General features: G+C 43.0%; 22 protein-coding genes. 10 read left to right on the plus strand and 12 right to left on the minus strand.

Translation table 11 applies throughout. From position 1 onward, the window contains the following. Nucleotides 1-164 precede the first annotated feature (164 nt). Nucleotides 165-3,761, minus strand: coding sequence for a chromosome segregation protein SMC (gene smc, locus PseudUWO311_RS01025; RefSeq protein ID WP_142653239.1), 3,597 nt, complete (start codon nucleotides 3,759-3,761; stop codon nucleotides 165-167). 240 nt (nucleotides 3,762-4,001) lie between these two features. Between smc and PseudUWO311_RS01030 the strand changes: the two genes are divergently transcribed. The 5 genes from PseudUWO311_RS01030 to purT all read left to right on the plus strand — a co-directional run bounded on the left by PseudUWO311_RS01030 (nucleotide 4,002) and on the right by purT (nucleotide 8,631). Continuing rightward, nucleotides 4,002-5,045: a type IV toxin-antitoxin system AbiEi family antitoxin gene (locus PseudUWO311_RS01030; protein ID WP_223807393.1), complete on the plus strand. Its 1,044-nt coding sequence runs from the start codon at nucleotides 4,002-4,004 to the stop codon at nucleotides 5,043-5,045. Further along, entirely contained in the window at nucleotides 5,045-5,824 is a 780-nt protein-coding gene (locus tag PseudUWO311_RS01035; RefSeq protein WP_142653240.1) for a hypothetical protein, read from the plus strand. The genes PseudUWO311_RS01030 and PseudUWO311_RS01035 overlap by 1 nt, the downstream gene beginning before the upstream one ends. A 170-nt stretch (nucleotides 5,825-5,994) precedes the next feature. Next, the gene (locus PseudUWO311_RS01040; protein ID WP_142653241.1) at nucleotides 5,995-7,056 is read left to right on the plus strand and encodes a ring-opening amidohydrolase; all 1,062 of its coding nucleotides are present in this window, start codon (nucleotides 5,995-5,997) and stop codon (nucleotides 7,054-7,056) included. A gap of 27 nt (nucleotides 7,057-7,083) precedes the next feature. Next, entirely contained in the window at nucleotides 7,084-7,374 is a 291-nt protein-coding gene (locus tag PseudUWO311_RS01045; protein ID WP_142653242.1) for a hypothetical protein, read from the plus strand. A 93-nt stretch (nucleotides 7,375-7,467) separates the two neighbouring features. Further along, entirely contained in the window at nucleotides 7,468-8,631 is a 1,164-nt protein-coding gene (purT, locus tag PseudUWO311_RS01050; protein ID WP_142653243.1) for a formate-dependent phosphoribosylglycinamide formyltransferase, read from the plus strand. A gap of 31 nt (nucleotides 8,632-8,662) precedes the next feature. On the opposite strand, the gene PseudUWO311_RS01055 is transcribed toward purT, so the two are convergent. The 4 genes from PseudUWO311_RS01055 to PseudUWO311_RS01070 form a co-directional block, all read right to left on the minus strand. Beyond that, nucleotides 8,663-9,523: an alpha/beta fold hydrolase gene (locus PseudUWO311_RS01055; protein ID WP_142653244.1), complete on the minus strand. Its 861-nt coding sequence runs from the start codon at nucleotides 9,521-9,523 to the stop codon at nucleotides 8,663-8,665. 309 nt (nucleotides 9,524-9,832) lie between these two features. Next, complete coding sequence (locus PseudUWO311_RS01060) at nucleotides 9,833-10,903, minus strand: M14 family metallopeptidase (protein ID WP_142653245.1); 1,071 nt, start codon at nucleotides 10,901-10,903, stop codon at nucleotides 9,833-9,835. Nucleotides 10,904-10,952: 49 nt separating this feature from the next. Further along, entirely contained in the window at nucleotides 10,953-11,849 is an 897-nt protein-coding gene (locus PseudUWO311_RS01065; protein ID WP_142653246.1) for an alpha/beta hydrolase, read from the minus strand. Between the two features lie 53 nt (nucleotides 11,850-11,902). Beyond that, a complete protein-coding gene (locus tag PseudUWO311_RS01070) occupies nucleotides 11,903-12,088 on the minus strand; it encodes a hypothetical protein (RefSeq protein WP_142653247.1) in 186 nt (61 codons plus the stop codon). A gap of 189 nt (nucleotides 12,089-12,277) precedes the next feature. Here PseudUWO311_RS01070 and PseudUWO311_RS01075 point away from each other — a divergent pair, with 189 nt between their 5' ends. Both PseudUWO311_RS01075 and PseudUWO311_RS01080 read left to right on the plus strand, forming a co-directional pair. Then, entirely contained in the window at nucleotides 12,278-15,736 is a 3,459-nt protein-coding gene (locus tag PseudUWO311_RS01075; protein ID WP_142653248.1) for an NB-ARC domain-containing protein, read from the plus strand. A 201-nt stretch (nucleotides 15,737-15,937) separates the two neighbouring features. Next, nucleotides 15,938-16,306, plus strand: a complete 369-nt coding sequence (locus PseudUWO311_RS01080; protein WP_142653249.1) for a hypothetical protein — start codon at nucleotides 15,938-15,940, stop codon at nucleotides 16,304-16,306. An 80-nt stretch (nucleotides 16,307-16,386) separates the two neighbouring features. Here PseudUWO311_RS01080 and PseudUWO311_RS01085 read toward each other — a convergent pair whose 3' ends face one another. From PseudUWO311_RS01085 to PseudUWO311_RS01110, 6 genes are all read right to left on the minus strand, one after another. Beyond that, nucleotides 16,387-16,713: a cupin domain-containing protein gene (locus PseudUWO311_RS01085; RefSeq protein ID WP_142653250.1), complete on the minus strand. Its 327-nt coding sequence runs from the start codon at nucleotides 16,711-16,713 to the stop codon at nucleotides 16,387-16,389. A gap of 4 nt (nucleotides 16,714-16,717) precedes the next feature. After that, nucleotides 16,718-17,047, minus strand: coding sequence for a hypothetical protein (locus PseudUWO311_RS01090; protein WP_190303348.1), 330 nt, complete (start codon nucleotides 17,045-17,047; stop codon nucleotides 16,718-16,720). Nucleotides 17,048-17,087: 40 nt separating this feature from the next. After that, nucleotides 17,088-17,579, minus strand: a complete 492-nt coding sequence (locus PseudUWO311_RS01095) for a phage tail protein (protein ID WP_142653251.1) — start codon at nucleotides 17,577-17,579, stop codon at nucleotides 17,088-17,090. Nucleotides 17,580-17,638: 59 nt separating this feature from the next. Beyond that, nucleotides 17,639-18,112: a phage tail protein gene (locus PseudUWO311_RS01100; RefSeq protein WP_142653252.1), complete on the minus strand. Its 474-nt coding sequence runs from the start codon at nucleotides 18,110-18,112 to the stop codon at nucleotides 17,639-17,641. Between the two features lie 49 nt (nucleotides 18,113-18,161). Then, a complete protein-coding gene (locus PseudUWO311_RS01105) occupies nucleotides 18,162-18,635 on the minus strand; it encodes a phage tail protein (protein ID WP_142653253.1) in 474 nt (157 codons plus the stop codon). 168 nt (nucleotides 18,636-18,803) lie between these two features. Further along, nucleotides 18,804-20,513 (minus strand): phage tail sheath family protein, encoded by a 1,710-nt coding sequence (locus PseudUWO311_RS01110; RefSeq protein WP_142653254.1) that lies wholly within the window; start codon nucleotides 20,511-20,513, stop codon nucleotides 18,804-18,806. Nucleotides 20,514-20,723: 210 nt separating this feature from the next. Here PseudUWO311_RS01110 and PseudUWO311_RS01115 point away from each other — a divergent pair, with 210 nt between their 5' ends. The 3 genes from PseudUWO311_RS01115 to PseudUWO311_RS01125 all read left to right on the plus strand — a co-directional run bounded on the left by PseudUWO311_RS01115 (nucleotide 20,724) and on the right by PseudUWO311_RS01125 (nucleotide 24,701). After that, nucleotides 20,724-21,422, plus strand: coding sequence for a response regulator (locus PseudUWO311_RS01115; protein ID WP_142653255.1), 699 nt, complete (start codon nucleotides 20,724-20,726; stop codon nucleotides 21,420-21,422). Then, the gene (locus PseudUWO311_RS01120; protein ID WP_142653256.1) at nucleotides 21,415-22,677 is read left to right on the plus strand and encodes a DUF4255 domain-containing protein; all 1,263 of its coding nucleotides are present in this window, start codon (nucleotides 21,415-21,417) and stop codon (nucleotides 22,675-22,677) included. Before PseudUWO311_RS01115 ends, PseudUWO311_RS01120 begins: the two co-directional genes overlap by 8 nt. A gap of 110 nt (nucleotides 22,678-22,787) precedes the next feature. After that, on the plus strand, nucleotides 22,788-24,701 hold the full coding sequence (locus PseudUWO311_RS01125; RefSeq protein ID WP_142653257.1) for a DUF2779 domain-containing protein: 1,914 nt from the start codon (nucleotides 22,788-22,790) through the stop codon (nucleotides 24,699-24,701). Nucleotides 24,702-24,898: 197 nt separating this feature from the next. On the opposite strand, the gene PseudUWO311_RS01130 is transcribed toward PseudUWO311_RS01125, so the two are convergent. Continuing rightward, nucleotides 24,899-26,518, minus strand: a complete 1,620-nt coding sequence (locus tag PseudUWO311_RS01130) for a hypothetical protein (protein WP_142653258.1) — start codon at nucleotides 26,516-26,518, stop codon at nucleotides 24,899-24,901. Nucleotides 26,519-26,540 lie beyond the last annotated feature (22 nt).

A 26,540-nucleotide genomic window follows, 5' to 3' on the forward strand; every position in this document is an offset into this window, starting at 1 on the left:
TTTTGATTTTTTATATAGCTATAGCATTAGTAGGGTGCGTTACGCTGCGCTAACGCACCATTGTCAACAAAATTAGAGGGTGCGTTACGCTATGGCTAACGCACCCTACGGTAAATCTGTTAATACATACGAGTGATAGCGCGAAGCGCCGCCTCTCGTGTTTATCAACTCGATCGCAGTTCTAAGCCCAAAACTTGAGTATGTTCTCCACGCGCTTGAGTTACGCCGATGGTGCGTTCTGATGCTTCGATCATCGGGCGGCGGAGACTGACGACGATAAATTGAGCAAGGTTTGCTTGCTTACGAACCATTTTTGAAAGGCGCTCCACGTTGGAACCATCAAGGAACATATCGACTTCATCGAAAGCGTAGAAAGGCGAAGGGCGATAGCGTTGCAGCGCGAAGATAAAACTAAGCGCAGTAAGAGATTTTTCGCCTCCAGACATTGATGAGAGATTCTGCACTTGTTTGCCTTTGGGGTGAGCAACAAGGGTTAATCCGCCACTGAGAGGCGCATTAGGATTTTCAAGTTGTAAATAACCGTCACCATCTGAGAGTTCGTTAAAGATTTCTTTGAAATGTCCATTTACTGCATCAAAGGCTTGCATGAAGGCACGTTGACGCAGGGTCGTGAAATTCTCAATGCGGATTAAGAGTTCAGTACGTTCTTGATTGAGGGTTTCCAGACGGCTACTGAGTTCGTCGAGGCGTTGCGATGTGGCTTCGTACTCAGCGATCGCCATCATATTGACTGGTTCCATTGACTGAATGCGCTTGAGTAAGCGGCGTTGCTCTAGTTGCAACTGCTCAAGGGTCATGGTTTCGGGAACTTCAGGCACAATGTCAGGAAGTTCAATTTGGGCAAGTTGCTCTGTAAATTGAGCAATTTGCTGTTCCAGTTCGGTTTGACGTTCGCGATTTTTTTGTAACTGCCATTCTTGTTGTTGAAGTTGTTGCTGTTGAGCACGCAGCGATCGCTCACAGGCATCACGCTCTTGTTTTGCAGCGCCAATGGTTTGTTCAAGCACATCAAGACGAGCCTGATAGGAGACGATCGCTGCTTCAGTTTGTTTGATTTGATGCTGAATTTGCGATGTACTATTCATCAGCTCTGCTTGAGTGCCTCGTAGCTCTTGGAGACGAACTTGGCGCTGAGCCATTTTCTCTAAGGCGAGTTTATGTTTGTTCTCTAACTCACCTAGTTGTTGCTTGGCGGTGCGCAGTTCGATTTCTGCACTATTTAGCAGCGCTTCTTGTCCTTGCATTGCATCTTGTGCTTGCAGCCAACGGGTGTGAGTTCCCGATTTTTCTAGTTCTGTCAGTTCGGCGCGTTTGACTAGTAGCTTAGCTTCCAGTTCGGCAATATTGCCATCGAGTGTACTCAGTTGTGATTGCCCGATTTCGATCGCAGCGCGAGTTTGTTGAATTTGATCTTGTAGACGAGTGCGATCGCGACTATTGCGTTCGATTTGTTCGTAGATGCGATCGCGCTTGAGTTGGGATTCCCGATGAGTAGTTCTTGCTGATTGTAGTTGCTCTTCATACTTGGCAATGCCCGTTAATGCGCCACGCAAACGGTGATTTAGGCTGGCTAGCATCTGGTCAATTTCTAAGAGGCGATCGCGCAGTTGTTTGGTTTCCGAAGATTCGGCAGGCTTAGCATTACCAAAATGCAGACTGCTATGTAGAGGAGCGCTGCCGCCAGTCATTGCGCCAGATGTTTCAAGAATTTCACCTTCCAATGTCACCATACGATGCTTGCCGATATGAAACCTCGCTTGAGTGAGGTTCTCGAATACGAGGGTGTTCCCAAACACAAAGGAGAATACATCTTGATAGCGGTCTTCGTAGGTGACGAGATTAAAGGCATAGTCGATCGCGCCAAGTCTCTGAGCTTCGGTGCGCGAAGGAAACTTAGCAGCATTTAGTTTGTTCAACGGTAAGAATGTAGCGCGTCCTGCTCTCTCACGTTTGAGTAAGGCGATCGCTTCTGATGCAACTTCATCATTATCCACAACCAGATTGCCTAAGCGGCCACCAGCACAAATTTCTAAAGCTAATTGATAACGAGGCTCAACTAATCCTAACTGAGCGACCAAGCCGTATACACCTGACATATTTGCTTCGATTACGACTTGAGAAGCTCTGGTTCCTTGGACTTCTCGGCTTGCTTGGACTTGGGCTTCGAGTTTGTCAAGTTGTCGCGTTTTCACTCGCTGCTCTTGAGTAATGCGATCAATCGTTTCATTTTGAAGTTGTACTTCTAACTGCGCTTCTGCGAGATTTTTCGCTAAGGTTTGAACCAAAGCCTCAGCACCACTGACTTCTGCTTCTTGCAATCGCAAAGCATCTTCTAATGACTGATTGGAGAGCATGTCAACAGCATAACGTCCTTCACCTGCCTGAATCTCTTTGAGTTCCTTTTCTTGTGATTCTAATTGGAGCGATCGCTGATTGAGGACCTCTCTAAGTCTTGTTTGCTCTTGCTTTTGCGGATCGAGAGATGCTTGAGCGCTATCAACATCTTGACGAAGTTGTGTTTGCTGACGTACCCATTCTGAGGAAGCTGATGCGATCGCTTGCACTTCCTTGCGATATTGGGAAACAATCGATGACTGTTGATCGCGAGCTTTCTCAGCAGTAGCCGCTGATTCTTCTTTAAATTGCTTCTGTGATTCTAATTCTTCAGACTCGCGTAAGAGTTGATCGATTTCTTCTTGGGTGCTGACAATATGATTTTGATTGTTTTGATAGGAACTAGTTAGTGACTGCTGCTGACGCTGCAAACCGCGCAATTCCGCCTGTTGCCCAGACAAATTGCTAGAAACCGAGAGATATTCTTCTTCACCGAGAGTATGGACGCGATCGCTAAGTTCGTTAAGCTGAACTGTCCCCGTCTCGATTACCTGCGAGAGTTCTGCTAATGACTTCTCAATATTGCCGCATTGTTCGCGATTATTAACTAATTCAACATTACGCAATGATTGCTGATAAGTAATCTCCCGCTGTTGCAGCACCGCCTCCGATGCTTCCATGCGCTCATATTCCAGCCTTAGCGCCTTATATTTCTCTGCCTTAACGCGATCGCTCTTTAGTTTCTCTTTATTGGCAATCAGTTCCTGCTCAACAATCCTAAACCTCTCTTCTTGAGCTTTAACATCATCTAATTTATCTTTGGCGGTCGAAATTTTGCGATCGAACTCGCCTACACCCGCCAATTCATCAATGATCTCCCGCCGCTCCCGCGAATTCATGGAGATAATGCCCGTAACATCCCCTTGCAATACGACGTTATAACCTTCAGGATAAATACGGAACTTAGCTAATTGCTCATGCAATTCGCTCAAGTTACATGGTGTTCCATTAATATAATAAGTAGATGTATAAGTCCCCTGTGTAGTAACACGCAACTTGCGCATCACCGTCCATTCGCCAATAGTTTGCCCTTCCGCAGTAGGAATCTCTACCCCTTCACTTTGTAATGCTGCCATTTCTGCCTCTTCAAGGGCAAAGGTCACGGTGACGATCGCTTCGACCATCCGCCCCTTTTTACTATGGGCTTGGTTCACCAAGTCTGGCAAGCGATCGGCCCTCATGCCCTTAGAGCCTGCCAGCCCCAGCGCAAATAGCAGTGCATCGAGAATATTCGACTTACCCGAACCATTGGGACCCGAAACCACTGTAAACCCAGTCAGTAGTGGGATTGACACGGTCGAGCCAAAGGATTTAAATCTGGTGAGTTCTACATTTTTAATGTACATATTCGATATACGCAGTGGCGATCGGGGGGCATACTCAGCAAAAAAGTAGCGTAGCTATTTTCTTGCTGTCTCTAGGATGTCAATTTTTGACAGCACGAAAGTGCAAATACGTTATCACATCTTGTCAAAAATGGCATAGGTATCCTCAAGATTTTTTGCAGGTTATAATTAGTTTCAATGAATTTAGACAAAAATTTCATGTATCCCAAAACTCCTCTCTTCCAGAAATGCCTCCTGTTTTTGGAATCACTACCCAATATTAAGGCGACTATTCAAGGCGAGCCTTATTTTTCTAGTGAGGTTTTAGCTGATGGAGAGTTAATAATTAGTACATCTAATAAGACGGCTAATTATATATGTGAGATTAAAACAGGGATAACAAATGACATAGTTGAGCAAGTTGCTGAATATTTTGCCAATTTAGCGAAAAGACTGAATGATAAACAAAGACCTTTATTAGTTACTCGTAATTTATCTAGTCTGGTTGTAGATCAACTAATAGAGAGAAACATTGAATTTATTGATATTGATGGAAATATCTATCTCAATAGTCCAGAGATTTATATAGTAGTTCGCAATCAAACTTCAAAAGAAAATACAAATAAATCTTTAGAGATCACCGTTCCTGTATTGCAAGTAATATATTTCATTCTTAAAGATCCGTCAATTATTGCAAGTGACGGAATTAATGGAAGTTATGAAAAAATTGATTGTCTTCTTGGAAGTGGTATTACCCCTAAGACAGTAAAAAATACACTGGAAAAACTTCAAGAACTTGATTACATTAAACGTACTAGTGAAGGATATAAAATCATTGACTACATTAAACTCCTTGAAAGATGGGAGTTAGGATATGCTGAAAGATTACGTTCAAAATTGTTAATAGGAACATTTAGATATATAGGGAAACAAAACTTTTGGGAGATCGAAAATAAACTTAAGCTATATGCTCAGAAATATGGCTATTTAATTGGTGGCGAACTTGCCGCTTCAATAATGACTCAATATCTTCGTCCTGTAGGAGCTACACTACACATTCACAAAGATCATTATTACTTTCCGCTAGTAGTCGATCTAAGGCTAAAACCCGATCCTGATGGAAATATAGAAATCCATCAAAGACTTGACAGACAAAGTGATCAGCACGATCACAACGGAGAATTAAATAATCTTATTAATCCACTACTCGTTCATGCTGAACTAGTTCGTACTGGGGATAGTCGTTTGAAAGAAACAGCCCAACTTATTTTCGATAAATATATTGCGGAACTAGCGCAAAAGTGATGATTGATTCTAGAGAGAGGAAGGTTTTAGCCGATCTAATAGCCATTGTCAAAACACTTGATTTACCAATGATTTTGGTTGGTGCGGGAGCTAGGTTGATAATATTCGATCAAAAGTTCGGAGAAGGAAGAGGAACGAAAGACTGGGACGTAGCAATATCTATAGATAGTTGGGAATCCTATCAAACCCTACGTGAAGCTCTTATCAATGCTGATCTTCCACGCTTTAAGTCTACGAAAACTCCTCATAGATTTAGACATATTGAAACTGATATTGATGTTGATATAGTTCCTTTTGGTACAATTGGTGAGCCAGACAAACAAATTATTTGGGCTGATAGTGGCAATCCCATGAGTGTTTTGGGTTTTGAAGAAGCACTATCTTATGCCACAATCACGAATATTGATGATTTGGAAATTCAAGTCATTGATATCCCCTCTTTTATAGTCCTTAAAGTTTTTGCTTGGGGCGATCGTGGAGAAAGAACCAACAAAGATTTAGAAGATATTGAATTCATTCTATCGAAGTATGAAGATGATGATCGAGTTTACAATGAATTAGAAGAAGAGCTTTCTAGTGGGGATGTTGACTTTCTTGATGCCAATATTTATCTACTTGGACAAGATATTTACAGAATGCTCCAAGACAAAACTATGGTTGAGCTAAATAAATTATTGGAGGAAATGATTAAAAAGTTTGATTATGCTGAAGAAAGATCTTTTGGCTATATGCTACAAGTCTTGCACAAAGGCATTTTCTCGCTAAACCCAAAAGCGTGAAAATTTCGGGGTATTTTTGATGAGATCGCTGTGTCTTAAAGTCTGATTGAGATTTTGGGTTTTGTGAGGTGTAGCGATCGCAGGTTACAAAGTAGGTGACGAAGATGGGTCTATTATGCTAAACGAAACCTTAGCTTTTACCTTTACCTAATCTATTCAGCCAAAACCCTATGAAAGTTGACGTATATAAGCTTCCTCAAAATAGTCCAGATGATCTCACAGCGCTAGAAGCAGCGATCGCATCTAGCGAAATTAATCCGCAACAGATTGTAGCAATTTTGGGTAAGACAGAAGGAAATGGCTGCGTCAATGACTTCACACGCGGCTTTGCGGTACAAACCTTAAAGAACTATCTTGCTAATTTTGTTGGGAAAGAAAAATCTGCATCGATTGTTTATGTGATGTCTGGTGGGACTGAAGGAGCTATAAGTCCCCATTTGACAATTTTCACTAGTCAGCCTTCTCAACCACATAGCCCAACCCGTAAGGCTTTGACCTTGGGAGTGATTCATACCCGTGATTTTACCTCTGCGGAAATCGGCTCATTAACAATGGTCAAGGAAGTGGCTCTGGCAGTTCATCAAGCGATCGTATCCGCAGGAATAGCCAAAGATGACGTACATTTTGTCCAGATTAAATGCCCACTTGTCACCAGTCGCGATCGCTTGCTAGATGATATTCAATCTACGAGTAAATCCGTAAGTAGCTATCAGTCAATGGGCTACTCACGAGGAGCCTCAGCCCTAGGGGTCGCAGTAGCATTAGGTGAAGTTCAACTAGAAGATCTCACCTCAGATGATATTTGCCAAAATTATGCTTTGTATTCCACTGTGGCTTCCACTTCCGCAGGAGTAGAGCTACGCAACTGCGAAATTTTAGTATTGGGAAATGCACCGACATCAACCAGTAATTTTGTCATTGGTCATAGTGTGATGCAACATGCCCTAGATATCCAAGCCATAACTAATGCGATCGCCTCAACAGGTCAAAAAAGCGATCGGATTGTAAATATATTTGCTAAAGCTGAAGCTGATCCATCTGGAGAGCTGTTGGGAAGAAGACATACGATGATGGATGATTCAGATATTAACCACACAAGGATGGCTAGGGCTGTAGTTGTTGCAGTAGTTGCCTCAATCGTCCAAGATCCAATGGTCTATGTATCAGGAGGTAGCGAGCATCAGGGACCATCAGGGGGCGGACCTGTTGCTGCGATCGCCCGTATTGACTAATGGGCATCTCTAAAAATAGATCTAGGCATGACAAAGATTTTGATAATTTTAGGTCAATTGTCTGACAATATTTTATTAATAGCTAGACTAGGTATTGTAGATTCATTGAATGCAGTTTTTGTAAAAGCAATGATTGAAAAATCTGGACAAAGTATAATGGGACTTGTTATTAATGGAGTACTTCCTAATCATGATCCAGAGAGCAAGAAGTACTTCGATAATGCATATTATAAAGATAAGATTTCTTTGAATTCTAACGCTACTAATACCACTAATGAGTCTCCACAAGCTGATTCATCCGAATTCTCAAATATATAGCCACACAAACGATTAAAATAGGTAGGATGGGCGGCGCTTAGCGCCGCCCATCCTACCTATTTTAAAACACACTCAAAACGCAAGAGAAATTTAATGGCGATCGCATTACCAAAAAAAATCATGCTTCTTGGCTCTGGTGAACTAGGTAAAGAGGTTGTTATTGCTGCCCAAAGACTTGGTAATACAGTGATTGCAGTTGATCGCTATGACAATGCGCCTGCGATGCAAGTAGCCGATTATCGAGAAATTATTTCGATGTTGGATGGTGATGCTCTTGAGGCAGTCGTGAAAAAACATCAACCTGATCTGATCGTGCCAGAAGTAGAAGCTATCCGTACCGAGAAACTGCTTGACCTCGAAGCGCAGGGTTATACCGTCATTCCTACTGCCGCCGCCACTAACTTCACCATGAACCGCGATCGCATTCGGGATTTAGCAAGTAACGAATTGGGCTTACGTACTGCCAAATACTCCTACGCCACAAGCCTTGATGAACTGAAAAGCGTTGCTGTCGAAATTGGGTTCCCAAACGTGATCAAGCCTGTTATGTCTTCCTCTGGCAAAGGTCAATCCGTTGTGCGAAATGCCGATGAATTGGAAAAAGCTTGGGATTATGCGATCGCTGGAGCGCGAGGTGATACTGCCAAAATTATTATCGAAGAATTTATCAACTTTGAAGTCGAAATCACCCTATTAACAATCCGTCAATGGCAGGGAGAGACTTTATTTTGTGAAGCGATCGGGCATCGTCAGGAACGAGGTGACTATCAAGAATCGTGGCAACCCGTCGGCTTAACCAGTGCCCAAGTCAAGGATTCACAGGACATTGCCCGCAAAGTTACCGATAAACTTGGTGGCGCAGGGCTCTTCGGTGTGGAATTTTTCATCACCAAAGATGAAGTAATTTTTTCTGAACTGTCTCCCCGTCCCCATGACACAGGAATGGTTACTCTTATCTCCCAAAACCTTAACGAATTTGAACTTCATTTACGTGCAATTTTAGGCTTGCCTATTCCCACGATTGAATTGCTCAGTCCGTCGGCAAGCGCAGTCATTCTTGCCAGTGAAACCAGTGACAATATTTCTTTTGCAGGTGTAGAAGAAGCTCTTGCGATTCCTAACACCGAAATCCGTTTGTTTGGTAAACCAGATTCTCGACCCTACCGCCGCATGGGTGTCGCTTTGGCTAAAGGGAAAGATGCTATAGAGTCCCGTCAAAAGGCAACAGAAGCTGCCGCCAAAGTCAAAATCATCTAATTGACACAGGGGATTATAAGGTGAAAAGCCTTCATACCTCATTCAAAAACTCACGCATCATTTGATTAACCAACTGCGGTTGTTCCTGCTGCACCCAATGACTGCAATTAGGAATATAGCGAATCTGCAAATCCTGCACATACTCCTCTGTACCATAGGTTAATTCCTTACCCAAAGCCCGATCCTCCTCACCCCAAATCATCAAAGTCGGAATTTTGAGAATACCCCACACTTTCTTTTGGGATAAATAGTTAGGTAGATTTCGATAGTAATTAATCGCACCAGTCAAAGCTCCGCGCTTAGCAAAAGCATTCTTATACTGCTCGATATCCGCATCCGTAAATGCACTCTGATCGATCGCCATCCCTCGAAAAGCCTCCCCAATTAGTCGATAGTCATCTAACTGAATCAAGAACTCAGGCAAAAATGGAATTTGAAAGAACGCAATATACCAACTCTTGAGCATCTGCTGCGGTGTCTTTAGCCCAGACGCAAACATAGCAGGATGAGGCAAATTCATCACAATCAAACGATTCACCAATTCAGGATAGGCATAGGCAAAAGACCATGCGATCGCTCCTCCCCAATCATGTCCAACGAGAATACAGCTCTCATAGCCCAAACCTTTGATCACGCCTTTGATATCTTCCACAAACTCGGACATCACATAAGCAGTTTGATCTTGAGGCTTATCGCTATCGTTATAACCCCGCAAATCAACAGCCACAACCTTATAATCCTTAGCAAATTCAGGGATTTGATGTCGCCATGAGTACCAGAATTCAGGAAATCCATGCAGGAATAACATCAGCGTACCTTTGCCTTGAGTAACATAGTGCAGTTTTATGCCATTCGTATCAATAGCGTCGTGATGCCAAGTTTGGTCGCTCATAGGTATGCAGTTATTCGCGTTGTGGCTAAGTCCAGCCTGACTATTATAGACACTCATTACTCTGTGATTTATACCAATTCACAAAAGTGTCGTCACACTTTTGTGAATTAAAGACCAAACTATGTAAGGGTTTTAAAAACACAAAATGGCGTACATTTAGTGTTTTGGTATTATCCTCCCATCGTGAAATTGTGCGATCGCTTAGCTAACCAATCAGAGGATCATTAACAGTATCCCCATACCAATTAACAATAAGAGTCCTTCTGCAGTGCTACGCATCCCTGTAACATTGGCAAATAGGAATTGCTATTATCCAGATAGAGCTTGCTTGCAAATTTCGATCCCCTGAACTAGGGATTGCGCTCTCCATTTATGAGAGGCTGGCGTAAAACATTCTACTAATTGATGTTTCGTCCATTCATAATTTTGGTGAGAATTTCCCCAGTGATGAGCGCGATTTTCAGCCCGAAGTGCTTGCAAGACTTTAATTGCTAGATAAGTCCCAAACTCTGCCGTTAGTATATTATAGCGACATTCTGGTAAAAGATTTTGACACCAAGTTCCTAAACCGCCGCGAATCTGATATGACACGCCTTCTGTACTAGAAATTTCAACTACATCTGCTCCAAATCTTTCTGCTAATCTTTGAGAAGATGTGGGTTGTGTCAATCCCAGCAAAAGTTTATAAGTTCCCCACTTTCCCAGCCCTGTATGGAAATCAATATGCAATACTTCTGATGCTTTACCAATCCATTGAGGCAAATTAGCAGCAAGAATTTCTTGGGTTTTCGAGGGTCTGTTGCCACCAAAGAAAAGCCCTTTTGGAAAATCATACTGTCCTACGGGAAGAGTATTCCTTAAGCTAGTCATGCTATGTTTCAAGATTAGCCAAATAGCATGCAATATATAGGGTTCAAATTTTGATGGTGGTGAAGTTGGATTTAGGAAAGCATTAAATTTAGAGTAATTCTTAGGACTATCCGTAAACTCTTCTTCAGGCAGTAAAAAGTTGCAATTTAAGTCCACATTGTCTTCATTCCAACGCCTTCGCCATGCAAAGCCATAGGGATTTAGGGCATGAATGAGTACTACTCTCGTATCAGGAGATCGGGAAGCGAGGATTTGCTGTTGTTCTAGCAAGGCTAATTGAATTGCTGATCCTAAGAATCCCTCAACCCCATGTAATCCACTGGAAATTACTATGGTTCTTTTTGGGTTGGATGTAACAGAAATCGCTACATCAATAGTTAATTCTTCACCAGTTGGACTAACTTGATCGATTGGATAGGCTGTGCAATCGTAACCACAAGCTAAAGACTTTGCTCGAAAACGCTCTCGTGCGATCGCATAGTTTGGTGAAAATGCTTCTAAATAGTTCACAAATTTTGCCTCAAAATAATAAGATTAAAAAAATTCGTTGAAGCAAATGCTATTTCAGGTTCTGGTTAAAGAAATCAGAGACTTTTCTAATGTAAATTTGAGGATTTGTATTGTAGCTTTCGGCATGTTTAGTCGCTGAAGTCTCCCAATAAATTGATAGAGGATTTGCCGATTTCAAAGCATAGGCTTGATTTACAGGGGTGAAGGGGTCAGATCTGCTATGAATAATCAACATAGGACGAGGAGCAATCTTTCCAATTTCGTTAACTGGCTTAGACTGGGTGAGATTGTAACCAGTGAGCCAACTTCCAAACATCATTGTTGATGGCAAAAAAATATTGGGAAGTCCTGAAACATTGCTCCAATTCTGTTGCATCACTGGGTAGACTTCGGCATAGGCGCTATCCGTAACTAAGGCTCCAATATCAGAGTCTTCTGCGGTTGCGCCGATCGCAGTTGATGCTCCCATAGAAACACCAATTACGCCTATTGATTTAGGCTGATAGCCTCTACTTTTCAACCAATTCACTGCCGCAATCACATCTCGTCTTTCGGTGATCCCAAAGGTAAATCTGGCACTATCGCTTTGTCCGTGACCGCGCAAGTCAATCATTAAAATCGTAAAGCCCTCACGATTCAATCCCGCCGCAAATCCTGGGAAGTGACCATCAAATTCTACTGTACGACTGGAATTCATCCCATGTACGAGGATGATCGCCTTCTGATTAAGTTTTGAAGGAAGAAACCATCCTGCGATTTCTACTCCATCAGCAGCTAGTAAATGAACGTCTTCAGGAGGTTTACTAAAGACTGAGACTGCTTGGGGATCAAAAATCCTGCTAGGAGTTGAGAGGATATTTGCAGCAATCACAGAGATTCCTATGTATGCTGTCAATAGAGATGCGAAGATGCCAATCGTAATCTTGACAATATTCTTTTTAAACACATTATTAATTTAGGCTGCATCAAATTGGAATAGTATTTTTTCTAGAACCGTATTTACCAATGCCAGCGCATTGCATTGGCTAGGTCGGCGATTGAGTAGGAATAAGCATGTACGTCAGGAGTAGCATTGGCTTGCCGATCGCCATAGGTTTGTGCCATGACGACGACTGGTAAGGCTAACGATAGCGAGATGATAATTGCTTTAACTTGAAAACCCTTGAGCCAAAAATTCTTGTTCATGTCTAACTCCGATTAGATGTAGATAACGCTTGTCTAATAGGATGCCTGAGTTAATTTGGGCGAAAGACTCACTTTTAGGATCAGTTGCAGGATCGTCAATAGGATCGACATTTTGCGATCGCTATTGCCGCGATCTGTAAAATAGGGCTAGCAAAGCTTGCTAGCCCTTCAAAACTATGGCGAGAAACTATGGCAAAAGCGTCTAAACGAGGACAGCAAATACTCAAGGACAAATTACGTCAGCTTGGACTGTCCCAGACTGCTAGCCAAGTCCTAGAAAGGGCTGGATCGATTGGTGTGGCTAAGCGTTTTTTTCAGGGGGATGATATTCGTCAAGATACCTTCATGCAGATCTGTGAATTTTTGGGTGTGGATTGGCAAGAAGCGATCGCAAGGACTCCTCAAATCGATTTAAAAGAGGCGCAGCAAGTTCGTAATTTCTATGGGCGTACTGGTGAACTGCAACAGTTAGAACAATGGGTAATGGGCGATCGCTACCAAATTGTCACCATTTTGGGCATGGGTGGCATGGGCAAAACGACCTTAGCATCGCAACTCGCCCATCAATTAAAAGAAGAATTTGAATTTACGATTTGGCGATCGCTCCGCAATGCCCCATCTTTCGAGAGCATCCTCACGGATATTTTGCAGTTTCTCTCCCATCCGCAACCGCTTGAACTTCCCGATCATTTACCCGCCCAGCTTGACCTCCTGATTCGCTATCTAGATGCGCGGCGATGTTTGCTGGTAATTGATAACTGGGAATCGATTCTGAGCGATCGCTATTACTATAGGTCTGGCTATGAAGACTATGGCGATTTGATTAGATATATCGGCGAACGTAGCCATCAAAGCTGTTTGGTGATGACCAGTCGCGAAGCACCACCCGAACTATCGCGATTGATGGGTGACAAAGTGCGATCGCTACCTTTATCGGGCTTATCGCAACAGGATGGATTGCAGATATTCGAGCGAGAATCGATTGCGGCAAACGAGGCGGAATGGCAGGAAATCATCACCCACTATGCGGGTAATCCCCTCGCTCTTAAAATTGTTGCCGCAGGGATTCGCGATTTACTGGGCGGTGATGTTGCTCAAATGCTAGCCTTGATGCGGGAAGGAGGACTGACCTTTGGCGATATTCAGGATTTGCTGCATCGGCAATTTTTGAGGCTATCGGAAGCGGAGCAGGAGGTGATGTATTGGCTAGCGATCGCCCGTGAACCTATTTTGGCAATCAGTTTAAAAGAGAATCTACTATCGCGAGAATCAAAACTAAGACTAATCACGACTCTGGAATTGTTGAAAAAGCGATCGCTAATTGAAGTTACGGCTAATGGATTTACCCTTCAGCCTGTGGTAATGGAATATGTCAATTATCAATTCATCGAAAAGATTTGTCAGGAGATTGACTGCGCTGAACAGAAGCTGAATTTACTCCATAGTCATGCTCTCATTGAAGCCACTGCCAAAGACTATATTCGTGATGCTCAGACTCGCTTTATCCTCCAATCTGTTGCGGATAAGGCAGACTCTCAAGCGATCGCCTTGGCGTTAACGAGACTAAAGGCAGAAATCCAACCTAAGCAAGGCTATGCAGGGGGTAATTTGTTGAATCTTCTCTGCTATCTGCATATCGACCTGACGGGTTATGATTTCTCTAATCTATCGATTTGGCAAGCTGATCTTAGAGAAGTGGAACTGCATCGAGTAAATTTCTCTAACTGCGATCTAGCTAAATCCGCTTTCCGAGTCACCTTTAGCAGTGTGATGGCGACTGCCTTTAGTCCCGATGGCAAAATTTTAGCTACTAGCGATGTCAGGGGCTGGATTTATTTTTGGCTCGTGGCGGATGGCAGTCAACTCTTCAAAACTCAAGCCCATAGCGAATTTATATTTGCACTTTCCTTCAGTCATGATGGTCAGATGATGGCTAGTGGTAGCCTCGATCGCAAAATTAAGCTGTGGAATGTGCAGACAGGAGAATGTGTCTTTGCAATGGAAGCCCATGCTATTGGAGTTGCGAGTCTTGCTTTTAGTCCTGACGATCGCCTGATTGCTAGTTGTGGTGGCGATCGTACAGTCAAGTTAACTGAAGTCAAGACGGGCAAATGCTTGATGACCTTAGAGGGACATGAGCAGATCGTGCGATCGGTTACCTTTAGCCCTGATGGTCAAATGGTTGCTAGTTGCAGCTTGGATCGCACCATTAAGCTATGGAGCGTGCAAACTGGAGAATGTCTGCGAACCATTGTCGATGCTAGTGCGGTCTATGCCCTCGCCTTTGCGCCCCAAAGCGTAGCCCATAGTTCAGAAGCACAGCTTGCTAGTGCTGGTGAAGATTGCCTGATCAAGATTTGGGATGTTCATACGGGACAAATCGTGAGTGCGATCGCAGGACATCAAAAACAGATTTGGGCGATCGCTTTTAGTTCCGACGGTCAAATGCTGGCGAGTGCAGGTGATGATGAAACTGTGAAGCTTTGGTCAATGAGTACAGGTGAAGTAATTAGAACTCTGTATGGTCACAAAAATCGCATTTGGTCGGTTGCCTTTAGTCCCGATGCGAAGGCGTTAGTGAGTGGCAGCGACGATCGGATTGTGAAGTTATGGGATGTGGAGACGGGGCAATGTATTAGAACGATTCAGGGCTATCACAGAGCCACGAAGCCTGTTGTCTTTAGTCATGATAGCAATACTCTCTTCTCCTTTAGTTATGAAGAACAGAGCGTCAGAGTTTGGGATATTGAGAGGGCAAAATGTTTGAAAAATTTCGATCTGGGTACATCGGGAGTGATGCAAGTCGCCTTTAGCCCTGACCAGCAAACCTTTGCCTGTGGCAACTATGACCATACGATCAAGATTTTTGACGCTAAAAATGGAACCTGTTCTCAAATCCTCCAAGAACATTCGACTTGGGTGAGATTTGTGATTTTCGCTCCTAATGGCGAGATGTTGATTTCAGGAAGTGGCGATCGCACGATTAAGCTTTGGCATTTGCCAACGGGAGAATGCTTACATACTTTGTACGGTCATACCAGTCCTGTTCAATCCCTCGCGATTCATGCCAATGGTGAAATCCTTGCTAGTGGCAGTTGGGATGGCGTGATTAAAATTTGGGATCTGCGATCGCATAAATGTCTAATGACTTTAGCGGGACATAGCGATCGGGTGGAAAGTTTAGCCTTTAGTAAAGATGGGATGTTGATTAGTGGTAGTATGGATTACACGGTTAAGTTCTGGGATCTGGCAACTTTTGATTGCGTGAGAACTCTGCAAAGTCAATTTCCTGTTTGGACAATTGCCCTAAGTCCAACTTCGCCGATTCTAGGGATAAGTGGCAATACTTCAGAGATAAAGCTGTGGAATTGGAACACTAATAGTTATTTGGAACATTTAGATGGAGAGTTCGGGATTGGCTACATGGGCGATCTGATTTTTAGTGCTGATGGTCAGCTTTTAGCCAGTGGCGGCGAGGATGGGACGAATCGACTTTGGGATATGCAAACTGGCAAGAGTTTAAAATTGCTGAAAATTCCTAAGCCCTATGAAGATACTAATATTGCTAAGGTAAAGGGATTGACTGAGGCACAAAAATCTACACTCAAAGCATTAGGTGCAATTGAAAGTTTTTGTACGAATAATTAGTGGAGCACGTCTTCGCTACGCACCACTAATTATTCGATGGGAAGGGGGTAGTTTTTACAGTTTCCAAATTGTCAATTGTAACTTGAAAACTTTATCATCACACTTTTATGCAATGGCAAAAGAACGCCAATTGTCACGATATAATAGTAAATCTGAAGAAGCGATCGATGGAGTCCTCCTCAGTTTAGGATCAACCTTAATATGCTTACTTACTCATTGTTAGAACAGATCTTAATCAAGCTGGGATATGCTGTAGATTTTAATCTTCGTTATCATGCGAAATTAACGGCTTTTATTCCCGTTGATGGTTATGACTCAGATATAGAGCTTGAATTTCGAGAAGGCTATAGCAGCGAATTAGGTGATCGCGAAGCGTTACTCCAACTTGAATGGTTGATGGCTGATGGCGAAAGTTGTCTAGTTTTAGATAGTCACTCGTTGGATGATGTCGATGAAGTTCCCTATGTGTTTACCACTGAAAAGCTGATCTTAAGGAAAGTGTTTGACCAGATATTACAGGAAATTGCTCAAGTTTCTGATAGTGCTTTACTCTCAACCCCAAACCAATAAATTTTTATATAGCAAAACCCAGCAATAATATCCAAGAACAAAATGGTACACCATTTTGTTCTTGGATATTATTGTTATTACTACAGCGATCGCAATTGACCATGAACGGCTAACCAGATACAAGCTGGCTCAATGCTAGTATATTCAACCCGATGTTTTTGATGAGCTGAGATCATCAGATAATCTCCTGCTTTAAGCCTTGCCACAGATCTATCTCCATAGGATATCACTGCTTCGCCTTGCAACAAAACCACCCATCCATCTGCATCCTGATCGTACCATTGCCCTTCGGGAGTAGTTTGTCCAATGGAGAAAATCCTCTCAATACGAATATTTTGACCAGTTTCTATTGGCTCAAATTGCTCTGCTTGATTTATGCCTAGGGGTAGCTCGTAGATATTGGGCATGGTTCTAGTTTTCTGTCTCTTCAGATAAACCAGTCCATCCAGTATCTTCTAACTCATTAATCTGACGATAAAACTTTTGTAAATAACTGAGATCGCTAGCAAATAAATTTTCGATTACCGTCGAGCTAATCTCTTCTAGTCCTCCTAATTTAGTAATTACCCTAGCTAAAATAATTACAGTCGCATAAGCAGGATTACTCCTTACTCGCGGATCACGCATTGGGACAATCTCATCGATCGCTCTAGACAAACGCATTACACCTTTGCGATGCAGATTTCCATCTCCATCGACATAGCCCTTGGGTAGAGTAAATTCAAACTCTGTTTGAATCATATTTGAACCATATGTTAATCATAAGCGTTTAAATAATCTATTAATTAATCCGTAAAAAGTCGCTAACGCATAACTCTACTTCAGTAATCGCAAATTCACTAGCATCAGCTTTAAATTCGGAAACTTTGTAACGCATCGGCCAAGCGCCATTAAATCGAAACCTTGCTTTTTCTGTAGCAGATTGGTCATAAACAGTAATGTCCCCATCTCGGAGTTGTTGCGCCCAGTTACCATCTTCCACTGCTTTTAACCATTTCCACATGGTCATGGAAATATTCAGCCCTTGTTTGAGAGTAATATTCTCGCTTTTGACATTTCCTGGAAGCTTTGTGCGGATAACCCGTCCTTTTGTCGAACCACTCCTCCCCCATACTTGCGGAGTAACTTCAACAATTTCAATTGCTTCTTGACTTCGCGACAATCCGCTACATTCCATAAAGTAGCCATCAATTTTTTCTAGACTACCTTGTAAAGTAATTTCTACATAAAATCTAGACTTAGCTAAAAATTCTATTTGCTGTTCGTCTGCCATCAAATCACCTTCTTGCAAATTTTAGTATGAGTGGTGCTGAGCACCACTCACAACTCTTCTTAAGTTTTGCGGTGCAAAGTCTCATATACAAATTCAATTGTCTCAGTGGCTAGTCCTTCAGAACCAGCTTCTAGCTTAATTGATTTATAGCTAGAAGGCATAACCCCAGTCACTTCCCAAGTAGCAGCAGCTTCGCCGCCCTGATTGTAAAGAGTGATTGTGCCAGTTTTGCGCTCGCCTTTGGTTTGAGTTCCACCACCTGCGAACGGTTCGGAATGTGAGGAACTATACCATTTGATTAAGCGATCGTCTCCAACGGTACAGACAAACTCAACAGTAAGCTTACTGTTAGTTGCACCTGTAACAGTAGCTTGAATTACTGATGCACCCTTTTTTGTTACTCCATAGGACTTGCTATCTCCAGCTGTTTGGAGAGTGGAACCAATACCACTGACTTTTTTTACAACCAAGTCCTCCAGCCCCGTTAAGCTAAAGTAATATTTAGAAGAGGCTAAAATTTCACCTGCTGCCATATTTTTGTGCCCTCAAAATTTTGATAATGCGATAAACATGTGAGCGAATCTACTTCACTCGATTGATTTGCTCAGCGATAATTTCATAGGTTTCAACAGCCAAATCTTTGCTTTCAGAGCTGAAATCACTTACTTTATAAGACTTAGGCCAACAGTTGATAAGATCCCAACGAATTACCTCATTATCGCCACTATCATATGCAGTGATTGAACCATTCTTCCGATTTGCTGCCCATTCCCCTTTGCCTCCTTCGCTTTTAGGCATAACAGCTAGGAACCAATTATAAAATGCCATGTCTCCTTCGGCGACATAGACTTCAATGGTGACATTGGGGTTTTCTTCAAAACCTGCCGATGTACTTTGCCAAATAGTTTTGCCGCCTTTGGTGGATGCTAGTGGCTTTTCATGTCCTGCGGTTTGACCCGTAAAAGTAACTTCAGAGACACTTTTAATTAGTTTTTCTTCCAACCCAGCAAATTCTACATAGTATCGACTAGTAGGAATTGGTTTAAGTTCTGCCATTCTTCCTCCTTGAAAGCTGATTTACAGGTTTGCGATGATAAATAACTATTTTAAAATCTAAAGCTATCAATCGGTAAGATTCACAGCATAAATCTTAAAATAGGGATGAATAATTTTAGGGATTTATATAAGAAGAACACCCATAGGGTGTTCTTCTTATAAAAATAGTTAACTGTTAGGTGACCATTGGCTGACGCGGAAGATCACAAATTCAGCAGGACGGACAGGGCAAATACCGACCTCGATGTATAAGCGACCCATCATCATGGTTTCGTGGGTATTTAGAGTGGCATCACATTTGACATAAAACGCTTCTGAGGAAGCGCCGCCAAATAATGCGCCATTCCGCCAAAGCCCTTCTAGGAAGTTATTGACAGTACGAGATACTCTTGCCCATAGATCTGTGTCGTTGGGTTCAAAGACAACCCATTGAGTACCTATTTCAATCGATTTCTCGATATAGCTAATCAAGCGGCGGACACTGATGTAGCGCCATTGAATGTTGTCTGGTTCGACCAAAGTACGTGCGCCCCATACTTTAAAGCCACGATTGTAGCTAGCAAAGTTGCGGATGCAATTGATGCCGATGGGGTTCAGCATTTCTTGCTCACGCATGTTGGTTTCATAGGCTAAACCAAGCACGCCTCTGGGGGTGTCGTTAGCAGGAGCTTTGAAAATACCGCGTGATTGGTCGGTGCGACACCAAAGACCCATAACATGACCACAGGGTGGAACGTAGGATGGTTTGCCGCCCTTACGAGGATTGGCGACTTTGATCCAAGGATAATAGAGAGCGCCAAACATGGAGCGACGGTTGAACATGCTCAACCATTGGGCTACGTCTTGAGGCTTTTGCCGATCAGGTGGTACGGCTTCCATGCCTTTGGAGGGCTTGATCGGTGGTGGATCGATTACAGCCATGCGGAATGCGGGACCGGGAAAAGCGTTTTCGCACATGCTGAGCATCATTTCCATGACACCATGTACTTGATCGATGTCGATGAGTCCTGCTTCATAGACGCGCATTAGGTCTGGGCAAGCAATCATCGCTGTTTCATCGATTTCAAACATGCCTTGAATGCCAGTGCGATCGTCTCTCTGTCCTAGCAGGTCACGAGCAAAGCGATCAACGCTGGAAATGTAAGGAGGAGGTGCAATTTCGTAAGCACCATTGGCGGGACGACGGGAGAGAGGCTGTCCGCTAGTGGAGATGTCAGCGATGGTGACATATTCTGAATCAGCGATCGCAGTTACAACATAGTCAGCAACATCTGTAGCTACCTGTGGATTCATCGAGACATGCTCGTATTTTTCCAGTTCTTGCCCACCTTGGACAACGACTACGTTGAAAAATTCACCAGTATTTAGGGGTGGCTCGGCATCGGCAGGAGCATCTTCAGGCAAAGGTTTGGGAGTGCTTTCTTGAATGATGACCTTGATGCGATCGCCTGTTGAAGGTAACGCTAACTGGCTCTCAGAAGCTGCGGCTGGCTTGATGTTAAACATCAAGGTAGGCTTGTTGTTCGATGTGCCAATGCGAAGTGCAGTTGCCTCAGGGGCTGGAGGCTCAGATCCAGGAAGTCTAGTGCCAATGCTTGTTACCCAGCAGCGTCCCCCGCCATTAACAAACCAACCATTAACTGCGAAGGGCAAGTAAGCATCAAAGTCGGTGTATCCATCCGAGCCTGGGGCTGCGAAATATTCGCGATATTGATCCCAAGATGTAACCATCATTGGTTTGAAAAGATCAGCATCACCGCGTACGTCTTCGGTAAATCCGATAAAACCTGCCACACTGAGGCTGATGCCTTCAATGGGACGACTGCCTTTATCAACCTCTTCGACGTATACGCCCGGGGCGAAGTAGTCTAGTGCCATATGCCACCCGTAATAACTATGTCTATAGACATATACAGTAGGGATAATCAAAATTAAGGGTTATTAGACTTTAGTCTATACTTCTAAATAAGTAACTCAGCATAATTAAAAAAACAAAGTCAAAGCCTATATCGCCCACTAAGTGGGCGATACGGATTTTGGGTCTTTTTAGCTACTTACTTCTAAACAAAGATCTATAGCAAATGATCTATGACAACAACGGCTCAGATAGTATCGGTTTTATTGGTAGAAGATGACTCCAATTTTCGGCGCGGTTTACATACACTGCTGAGTTTTTATAGTGACGATTGTTATCTACAGTTTAAAATTGTCGGGGAAGCGACATCTTGTGAGCAAGCAATTAAACTGGTAGTCGAGCAGAAGCCTTCTTTAATTCTTTTAGATGTCAAACTGGATTTAAAATCTCCCGAAGATAGTGGACTAAAAGTGCTAATGGATCTCAAAAAATTAGATTATCATGGCAAAGTTTTAATTTTGTCGGCGCATCGTGAAGATGAATTAGTATTTAGAGCAATGCAATTGGGAGCAAGAGGATATGTGGCAAAAGATCGCATTGGCAGTCAACTTTATGAGGCAATTTCAACGGTTATGAATGATGAAATTTTCTTGCCGCCTGATATTGCCACCAGCTTCTTTCGGATTTTTCATTTTTATGCAGGGCGATCGCTACAAGGGCATTCCACCATCCATCTTACCGAGCGCGAACAGGAGGTATTGAACTGGCTAATTAAAGGAGCCTCAAACGAAGATATTTCTCGCTATCTCCATGTGACGATCGCTACCGTCAAAGCGCATCTCACTAGTGTATTTGAGAAGTTAGGTGTGGCTAGCCGCACTCAGGCAATCGTTAGAGCGTTGAAATTAGGTTTGGTGAGTGGAGATGAGTAATTATTTGGCGATCGCGACGGTAACGGCTACATTGCAGAGGGTCTTGCAGTCAGTCATTCAACAGGATATCGAAGGGGCACGAGCCACTACCTTAGCGCCTGGAAGTATCTCTACTGGTGCGCCAGAGGTAGGAGTCAATATCTTTTTATACCAAGTAACCAGCAATCCTTCCTTGGCGAACTATGACTCTACTCCTAATCGCACAAAGGGGAATCCTCTCAATCGTCAAGTAGCGGTGGATCTTTGCTACATGATGAGTTGTTATGGTAATGATGCTGAACTACAACCACAAAGAGTATTGGGAAGCGTAGTAAGCACCCTTGCAGACAAAAGAATTCTTACGACAGAAATGATTCGTTCGACATGTAATGACTCAACATTTCCATTCCTATTAGATTCCGATCTGGCTGATCAGATTCAACAGATCAATATTGTGCCCATAGATATCTCGTTGGAAGATCTATCTAAGGCTTGGTCAGTATTTTATCAAGTTCCCTATGTGTTATCGGTTGCCTATCGAGCTTGCCTTGTGGTTGTCGAAGGTCGAGAAAACTTCCAGAGAGCTTTGCCGATTCGCGATGCTTCACCCGTAGGATTGGTTCCATTTCCAGCATCTCCCTATATTGAGAAAGTTGTGGCTCAGGGTAGCCAATTTGAGCCGATTGTAATCGGTAGTTTGATGATCATTCGTGGGCGATCTCTCCAGAGTCAGACTGTAGAAATCCATGTCGGGGATTTGGTAATTACGCCAACTTCAGTGCAAGATCGCGAAATCACTTTTTCTCTTGCGAATATGTCTTTACCACAAATCCAAGCTGGTGTGCAGAGTTTGCAAGTCATTCATCGCATTAATAGTACTTCGTCGTTGATCACCAATACGATCGCATCGAATGTGATGCCATTTGTCCTATGTCCGACGGTTGTGAATGTGACTGTAACTCAACTAGAAGCGATTGAGGAAGATTTGCGATCGGCAGTGGTGGTGGTGCAGTTAGATGTGCTGGTGAGGGAGAAGCAGAAAGTAGTTTTAGCTTTGAATGAATGGACTACTGATAGTCCTTCTGTCTATCTATTTGATCGTCCACCTTTACCTCAGACTAGTTCTACAGTCGAGATTCCAATTACGAATGTTAAGGCTGGTGAGTATTTAGTGCGAATGCGAATTGATGGAGCTGAGAGTAAGCTAGGCGTTGATGACGATCCTGATAGTCCAACTTACAATTGGTACAACAGCCCTAAAATCACGATTACGTGATGCAATCTCAAAACCCCAAAAAAGAAACGCATCCGCTACGCGGATGCGTTTCTTTTTTGGGGTTTAAGCTCTCTCGTGCTAAATTTATACTGCGAAGTTTTTTAGGCAGTATGTCTCACCCTATTTATCTAACGAAATCCGATCTTAAGACTGCCCGCAGTTGTACAACCAAACTTTACTACAAGAAGTTGGGCTATCCTACTGTCGATCGCGTTGATGGGTATACCAGAATATTAGCCGATGGCAATTTTATAGTTAGTAAAATTGCCCACTTGCTTTATCCAGACGGGATCTATATTTCGGCAAATCTCAAGACTGAGGAAAGTCTGATAAATGCTGCCCAAGAAACGATCGCGTATTTACAACAAGATAATGTAATTCTTTTTGAGCCTGTGCTCTATCACAATCATAAGCTTGCCCGTGCCGATATTCTGGTGAAACAGGGCGATCGCACTGAGATTATTGAAATTAGAGCTAAGGGATTTGATAGTAAGGCTCACGAAGACTTAATCAGATATCGCAAGCTTTCCTACTTTCGCAATAAACGCACTGGTAAAGTCGGCGGTGAATGGAGATACATCATTGAGGATGTCGCTTATCAAGTTGGGATTTTGCAAGAAATGCTGGCTCAACATTTACCAGATCTCCAAATTGAGATTGCTCCTTACTTGCTTGTACCTGATCGTGCAAAAACCACATCAATTGACAATCTTGCCTCCTATTTCCAAATACAGCGCTTATCTACCCATCGCAATTCCTTCTCTAAATTTAATGGTATCGCCGTTAATTTTACTGGAGATGTTCAAGAAATAGAAAAAGATCAATTTCTCACCAAGGTCAGTATCGAAACTGAAGTTGCTGAATTAATCGAGCCAACGCTCACTTCTGCTCAAAAATATCTAGATTACTTAATTGAGCAGTCGTCTGAAATCTTTGCGCCGATTAGTAAGGGCTGCAAAAGCTGCGAATATCGGGCTAGCGATCGCGATGATCGAGATGGATTTAGGCAATGTTGGGGCGATCTGGCGGATGTAGAACCCCATGTCTTGGATCTCTATCAAATGGGTAGAATTGGTGGACATGAAACGCCTCTAGTCAATGAGATGATTTTGCAAGGGAAGGCAAGTATGTTTGACGTTCCCTTAGAAGTACTCGATGATGATACTTATAGCTATCGTCAGTTGATTCAGATTGAATATACCCAAAAGAACAAAGAATGGGTTTCTGAACAACTTCCGACAATCCTCAAACAGATTGAATATCCGATTCATTTTATTGATTTTGAAACCTCGCGGATGGTAATCCCCTATCGGGCAGGGATGCAAACGTACGAGCAAGTGGCTTTTCAGTGGAGTTGTCACACGATCGCAGAGCCAGAAGCCCCTGCAATTCAAACAGAGTGGCTTGATTTAGAAAATACTTTCCCAAATTTCCAGTTTGCAGAATCATTGATGGAAGTTCTTGGCGATCGCGGTACTATTTTGACATGGGCAACCCATGAGAATAGTGTGTTGCGTGATATCTACTATCAAATGCAGGTCTATGGATATCACAATCCTCAGTTACAAACATGGCTTGCTAATACTGCCAAATTAGGAACTAAGGGCAAATCCAATTTAGTCGATATGAATGCTCTCACCCTTAAGCATTACTTCCATCCATTAATGAAGGGGCGGACTTCTCTTAAATGTGTGTTGCCTGCCATTTGGAAAACGAATCCCTATTTGCATGAAATTCCAGATTTTCAGCAATACTATCGAGAAGTAGATGGCGAAATCCTCAGTCCCTATGATGTGTTGCCGCAATTGCAAATAGGCGATCGCATTCAAGTTGTGAATGAGGGTGCTGGCGCAATGCTAGCCTATCAGGACTTAATGTTTGGCGAAAATCGTAATCTGGGGATTGATAATCAAGCTATGCGATCGCAATGGGAAGAATTGCTCTATCAATATTGTCGCCTCGACACGATGGCAATGGTGATCATTTGGAAGCATTGGCAAAAATTATGCGCTGAGGTGCTTTAGGAACCGAACAAGCCAAAGAACTCAAGTTCTAGGCTAAAAGCTTAAGTCCACTGAAGTTGACTACAGAAGACTTTCAAGTGCCTTGTGCAACCCTTGTCAACGGGTTTTATCTTTGAGCATCGCACTTGAAAGCAGGGCTTTTGCGCAACCCGTTTCAACGGGTTTTAGCTCTTAGCCCGCACTTGAGTGCAGGGCTTCTATCTAAATTTTCCGTAACGGATGGAATTAATTAAGCGTTTTGGAAAACTGATTAATCCTTTCCATAGTTTAATAATTAAGTTTTCGATTTTGGCAACGATCGCATCAATCCAAATGAGCAATCTCATCACAGGATTATTGGAGTAGCCCCAAAGACTTGCTTTTGCCTCAATCCATGCTCGTAAAGGGCGATCGCTCTCGTATTCAGGACTTTGTGATTGATACATCTGTAATTCTTCTTCAAAAACTAGGCTGCCATCAAGTTGATCTTGGGAGAGCTGAGTGGTGGTGGTTTCAAAATTTTGTAACTCGCTGGATGAATGGATTGCTGTCCGATCTGGTGATTTGCTGAATGCAATGGATTCATATTCCAATGGAAGCGGCCAGGGCCCGTTATCATCGCCAAATAAATCTTCCATCGTTAACCAAGCCTCAGTGCTAGGCGTGATATCCGAGGTTTCATCTAGAGTTGGTTGCGATTTACTAAAGAAATAGGCGATCGCATCTTCGATTAACTTTTGTAGGCGTTCGAGTTGATTGTCGAGTTTGAGCGCATCAGAAAATTCTGACTCAATATTTGGATCGTTACTGGGGTAACTATTCGCTCTGGGCTGAAGGGTATCATTTGTTTTTGCTTTCAGGAAGTCGGGCTGGGTTCCGCTGATAACATCGGAATTGATGTCAGGATTACCATCTAGCGATCGCTTGCCAATGAAATAATCTATGGCGGCGGCGATGAGATCGCGTAGCCGATCAAGATTGTTAGTTTCGGCTAGTGGGGGTTGTTCTTTGATACTTCCAGATTTTGCGGCATTCACCCGTCTCCTTCTTAACTTGGGGCTATCGGGTAATGCTTCTGCATCTGAGGATTCTGTACCGAATATTTCTGCAACTTCTTCGTTGCTCTCTAAACTCTGATCTTGAGGCTGAGTTTGGTTACCAAAGAAGTAGGCGATCGCAGCTTCGATCAAGCGGCGTAATTGCTCTAGTCTTTTGTTTTTGCCTAGAGCGACATTTTCAGATAGCCCGTTATTTTCTTTTAATGAGTTTTGTTCTGCTTGGGCTTGGTCTATCTGTTGCCGCCAGATTTCGGCAAGGAGACGATTGGCGATTAGTTTTGGTTCTAGTTCTGAGGTTTCGGTGGTTGAGAGGTTTTCTGGCTGTCGCTTGACGATCGCAGATATTTTGCGATCTAGTTGCGTTTTGGTGCGATCGATCCAGTCTAAAAATTTGGCTAATGGACGAAAAAATAATGGGATTTCAGGCTTGGGTAGGTCATTAGTTGGCTCTACTTTTTGATCTGTTGTTTGATCTAGTTCTTGCTTTACAGACTTTGGTAATAGCCCTGTTGTTTCTGGTTGCGATCGCAGTTTTTCTTTGGGATCAATTTTGCTGCGATCGAGAGTGGGGAAAATGCGTTTGGTGGTCGAGGTGAGGAGGTATATAGGATATAGGGCTGCTTTGGCTACTTGATAGGCGAGCAAGCGCGGTAATTCTTGGATGGGGAGTCCTGAGAGTTGGCGAATTTTTTGATCGAGCGATCGCCTTACGCTGCGTCCGAGTTGGGCGGGTAAGGATGTATCAATCCAATTAAAAAGTCGGCTTTGAAATCTTGGCATGACTACCATCATAAAAAAGAAA

The sequence above is a fragment of the Pseudanabaena sp. UWO311 genome, from assembly GCF_006937785.1.
Classification (GTDB): Bacteria; Cyanobacteriota; Cyanobacteriia; order Pseudanabaenales; family Pseudanabaenaceae; genus Pseudanabaena.

What these genes read in the sequence shown, in the direction of transcription:
- PseudUWO311_RS01120 (WP_142653256.1), top strand. Translation starts at nt 21,415, where the DNA reads ATGAGTAATTATTTGGCGATCGCGACGGTAACGGCTACATTGCAGAGG.
- PseudUWO311_RS01105 (WP_142653253.1), bottom strand. Translation starts at nt 18,635, where the DNA reads ATGGCAGAACTTAAACCAATTCCTACTAGTCGATACTATGTAGAATTT.
- purT (WP_142653243.1), top strand. Translation starts at nt 7,468, where the DNA reads ATGGCGATCGCATTACCAAAAAAAATCATGCTTCTTGGCTCTGGTGAA.
- smc (WP_142653239.1), bottom strand. Translation starts at nt 3,761, where the DNA reads ATGTACATTAAAAATGTAGAACTCACCAGATTTAAATCCTTTGGCTCG.
- PseudUWO311_RS01075 (WP_142653248.1), top strand. Translation starts at nt 12,278, where the DNA reads ATGGCAAAAGCGTCTAAACGAGGACAGCAAATACTCAAGGACAAATTA.
- PseudUWO311_RS01085 (WP_142653250.1), bottom strand. Translation starts at nt 16,713, where the DNA reads ATGCCCAATATCTACGAGCTACCCCTAGGCATAAATCAAGCAGAGCAA.
- PseudUWO311_RS01090 (WP_190303348.1), bottom strand. Translation starts at nt 17,047, where the DNA reads ATGATTCAAACAGAGTTTGAATTTACTCTACCCAAGGGCTATGTCGAT.
- PseudUWO311_RS01055 (WP_142653244.1), bottom strand. Translation starts at nt 9,523, where the DNA reads ATGAGCGACCAAACTTGGCATCACGACGCTATTGATACGAATGGCATA.
- PseudUWO311_RS01125 (WP_142653257.1), top strand. Translation starts at nt 22,788, where the DNA reads ATGTCTCACCCTATTTATCTAACGAAATCCGATCTTAAGACTGCCCGC.
- PseudUWO311_RS01080 (WP_142653249.1), top strand. Translation starts at nt 15,938, where the DNA reads ATGCTTACTTACTCATTGTTAGAACAGATCTTAATCAAGCTGGGATAT.
- PseudUWO311_RS01070 (WP_142653247.1), bottom strand. Translation starts at nt 12,088, where the DNA reads ATGAACAAGAATTTTTGGCTCAAGGGTTTTCAAGTTAAAGCAATTATC.
- PseudUWO311_RS01045 (WP_142653242.1), top strand. Translation starts at nt 7,084, where the DNA reads ATGACAAAGATTTTGATAATTTTAGGTCAATTGTCTGACAATATTTTA.
- PseudUWO311_RS01110 (WP_142653254.1), bottom strand. Translation starts at nt 20,513, where the DNA reads ATGGCACTAGACTACTTCGCCCCGGGCGTATACGTCGAAGAGGTTGAT.
- PseudUWO311_RS01035 (WP_142653240.1), top strand. Translation starts at nt 5,045, where the DNA reads ATGATTGATTCTAGAGAGAGGAAGGTTTTAGCCGATCTAATAGCCATT.
- PseudUWO311_RS01115 (WP_142653255.1), top strand. Translation starts at nt 20,724, where the DNA reads ATGACAACAACGGCTCAGATAGTATCGGTTTTATTGGTAGAAGATGAC.
- PseudUWO311_RS01040 (WP_142653241.1), top strand. Translation starts at nt 5,995, where the DNA reads ATGAAAGTTGACGTATATAAGCTTCCTCAAAATAGTCCAGATGATCTC.
- PseudUWO311_RS01100 (WP_142653252.1), bottom strand. Translation starts at nt 18,112, where the DNA reads ATGGCAGCAGGTGAAATTTTAGCCTCTTCTAAATATTACTTTAGCTTA.
- PseudUWO311_RS01130 (WP_142653258.1), bottom strand. Translation starts at nt 26,518, where the DNA reads ATGCCAAGATTTCAAAGCCGACTTTTTAATTGGATTGATACATCCTTA.
- PseudUWO311_RS01095 (WP_142653251.1), bottom strand. Translation starts at nt 17,579, where the DNA reads ATGGCAGACGAACAGCAAATAGAATTTTTAGCTAAGTCTAGATTTTAT.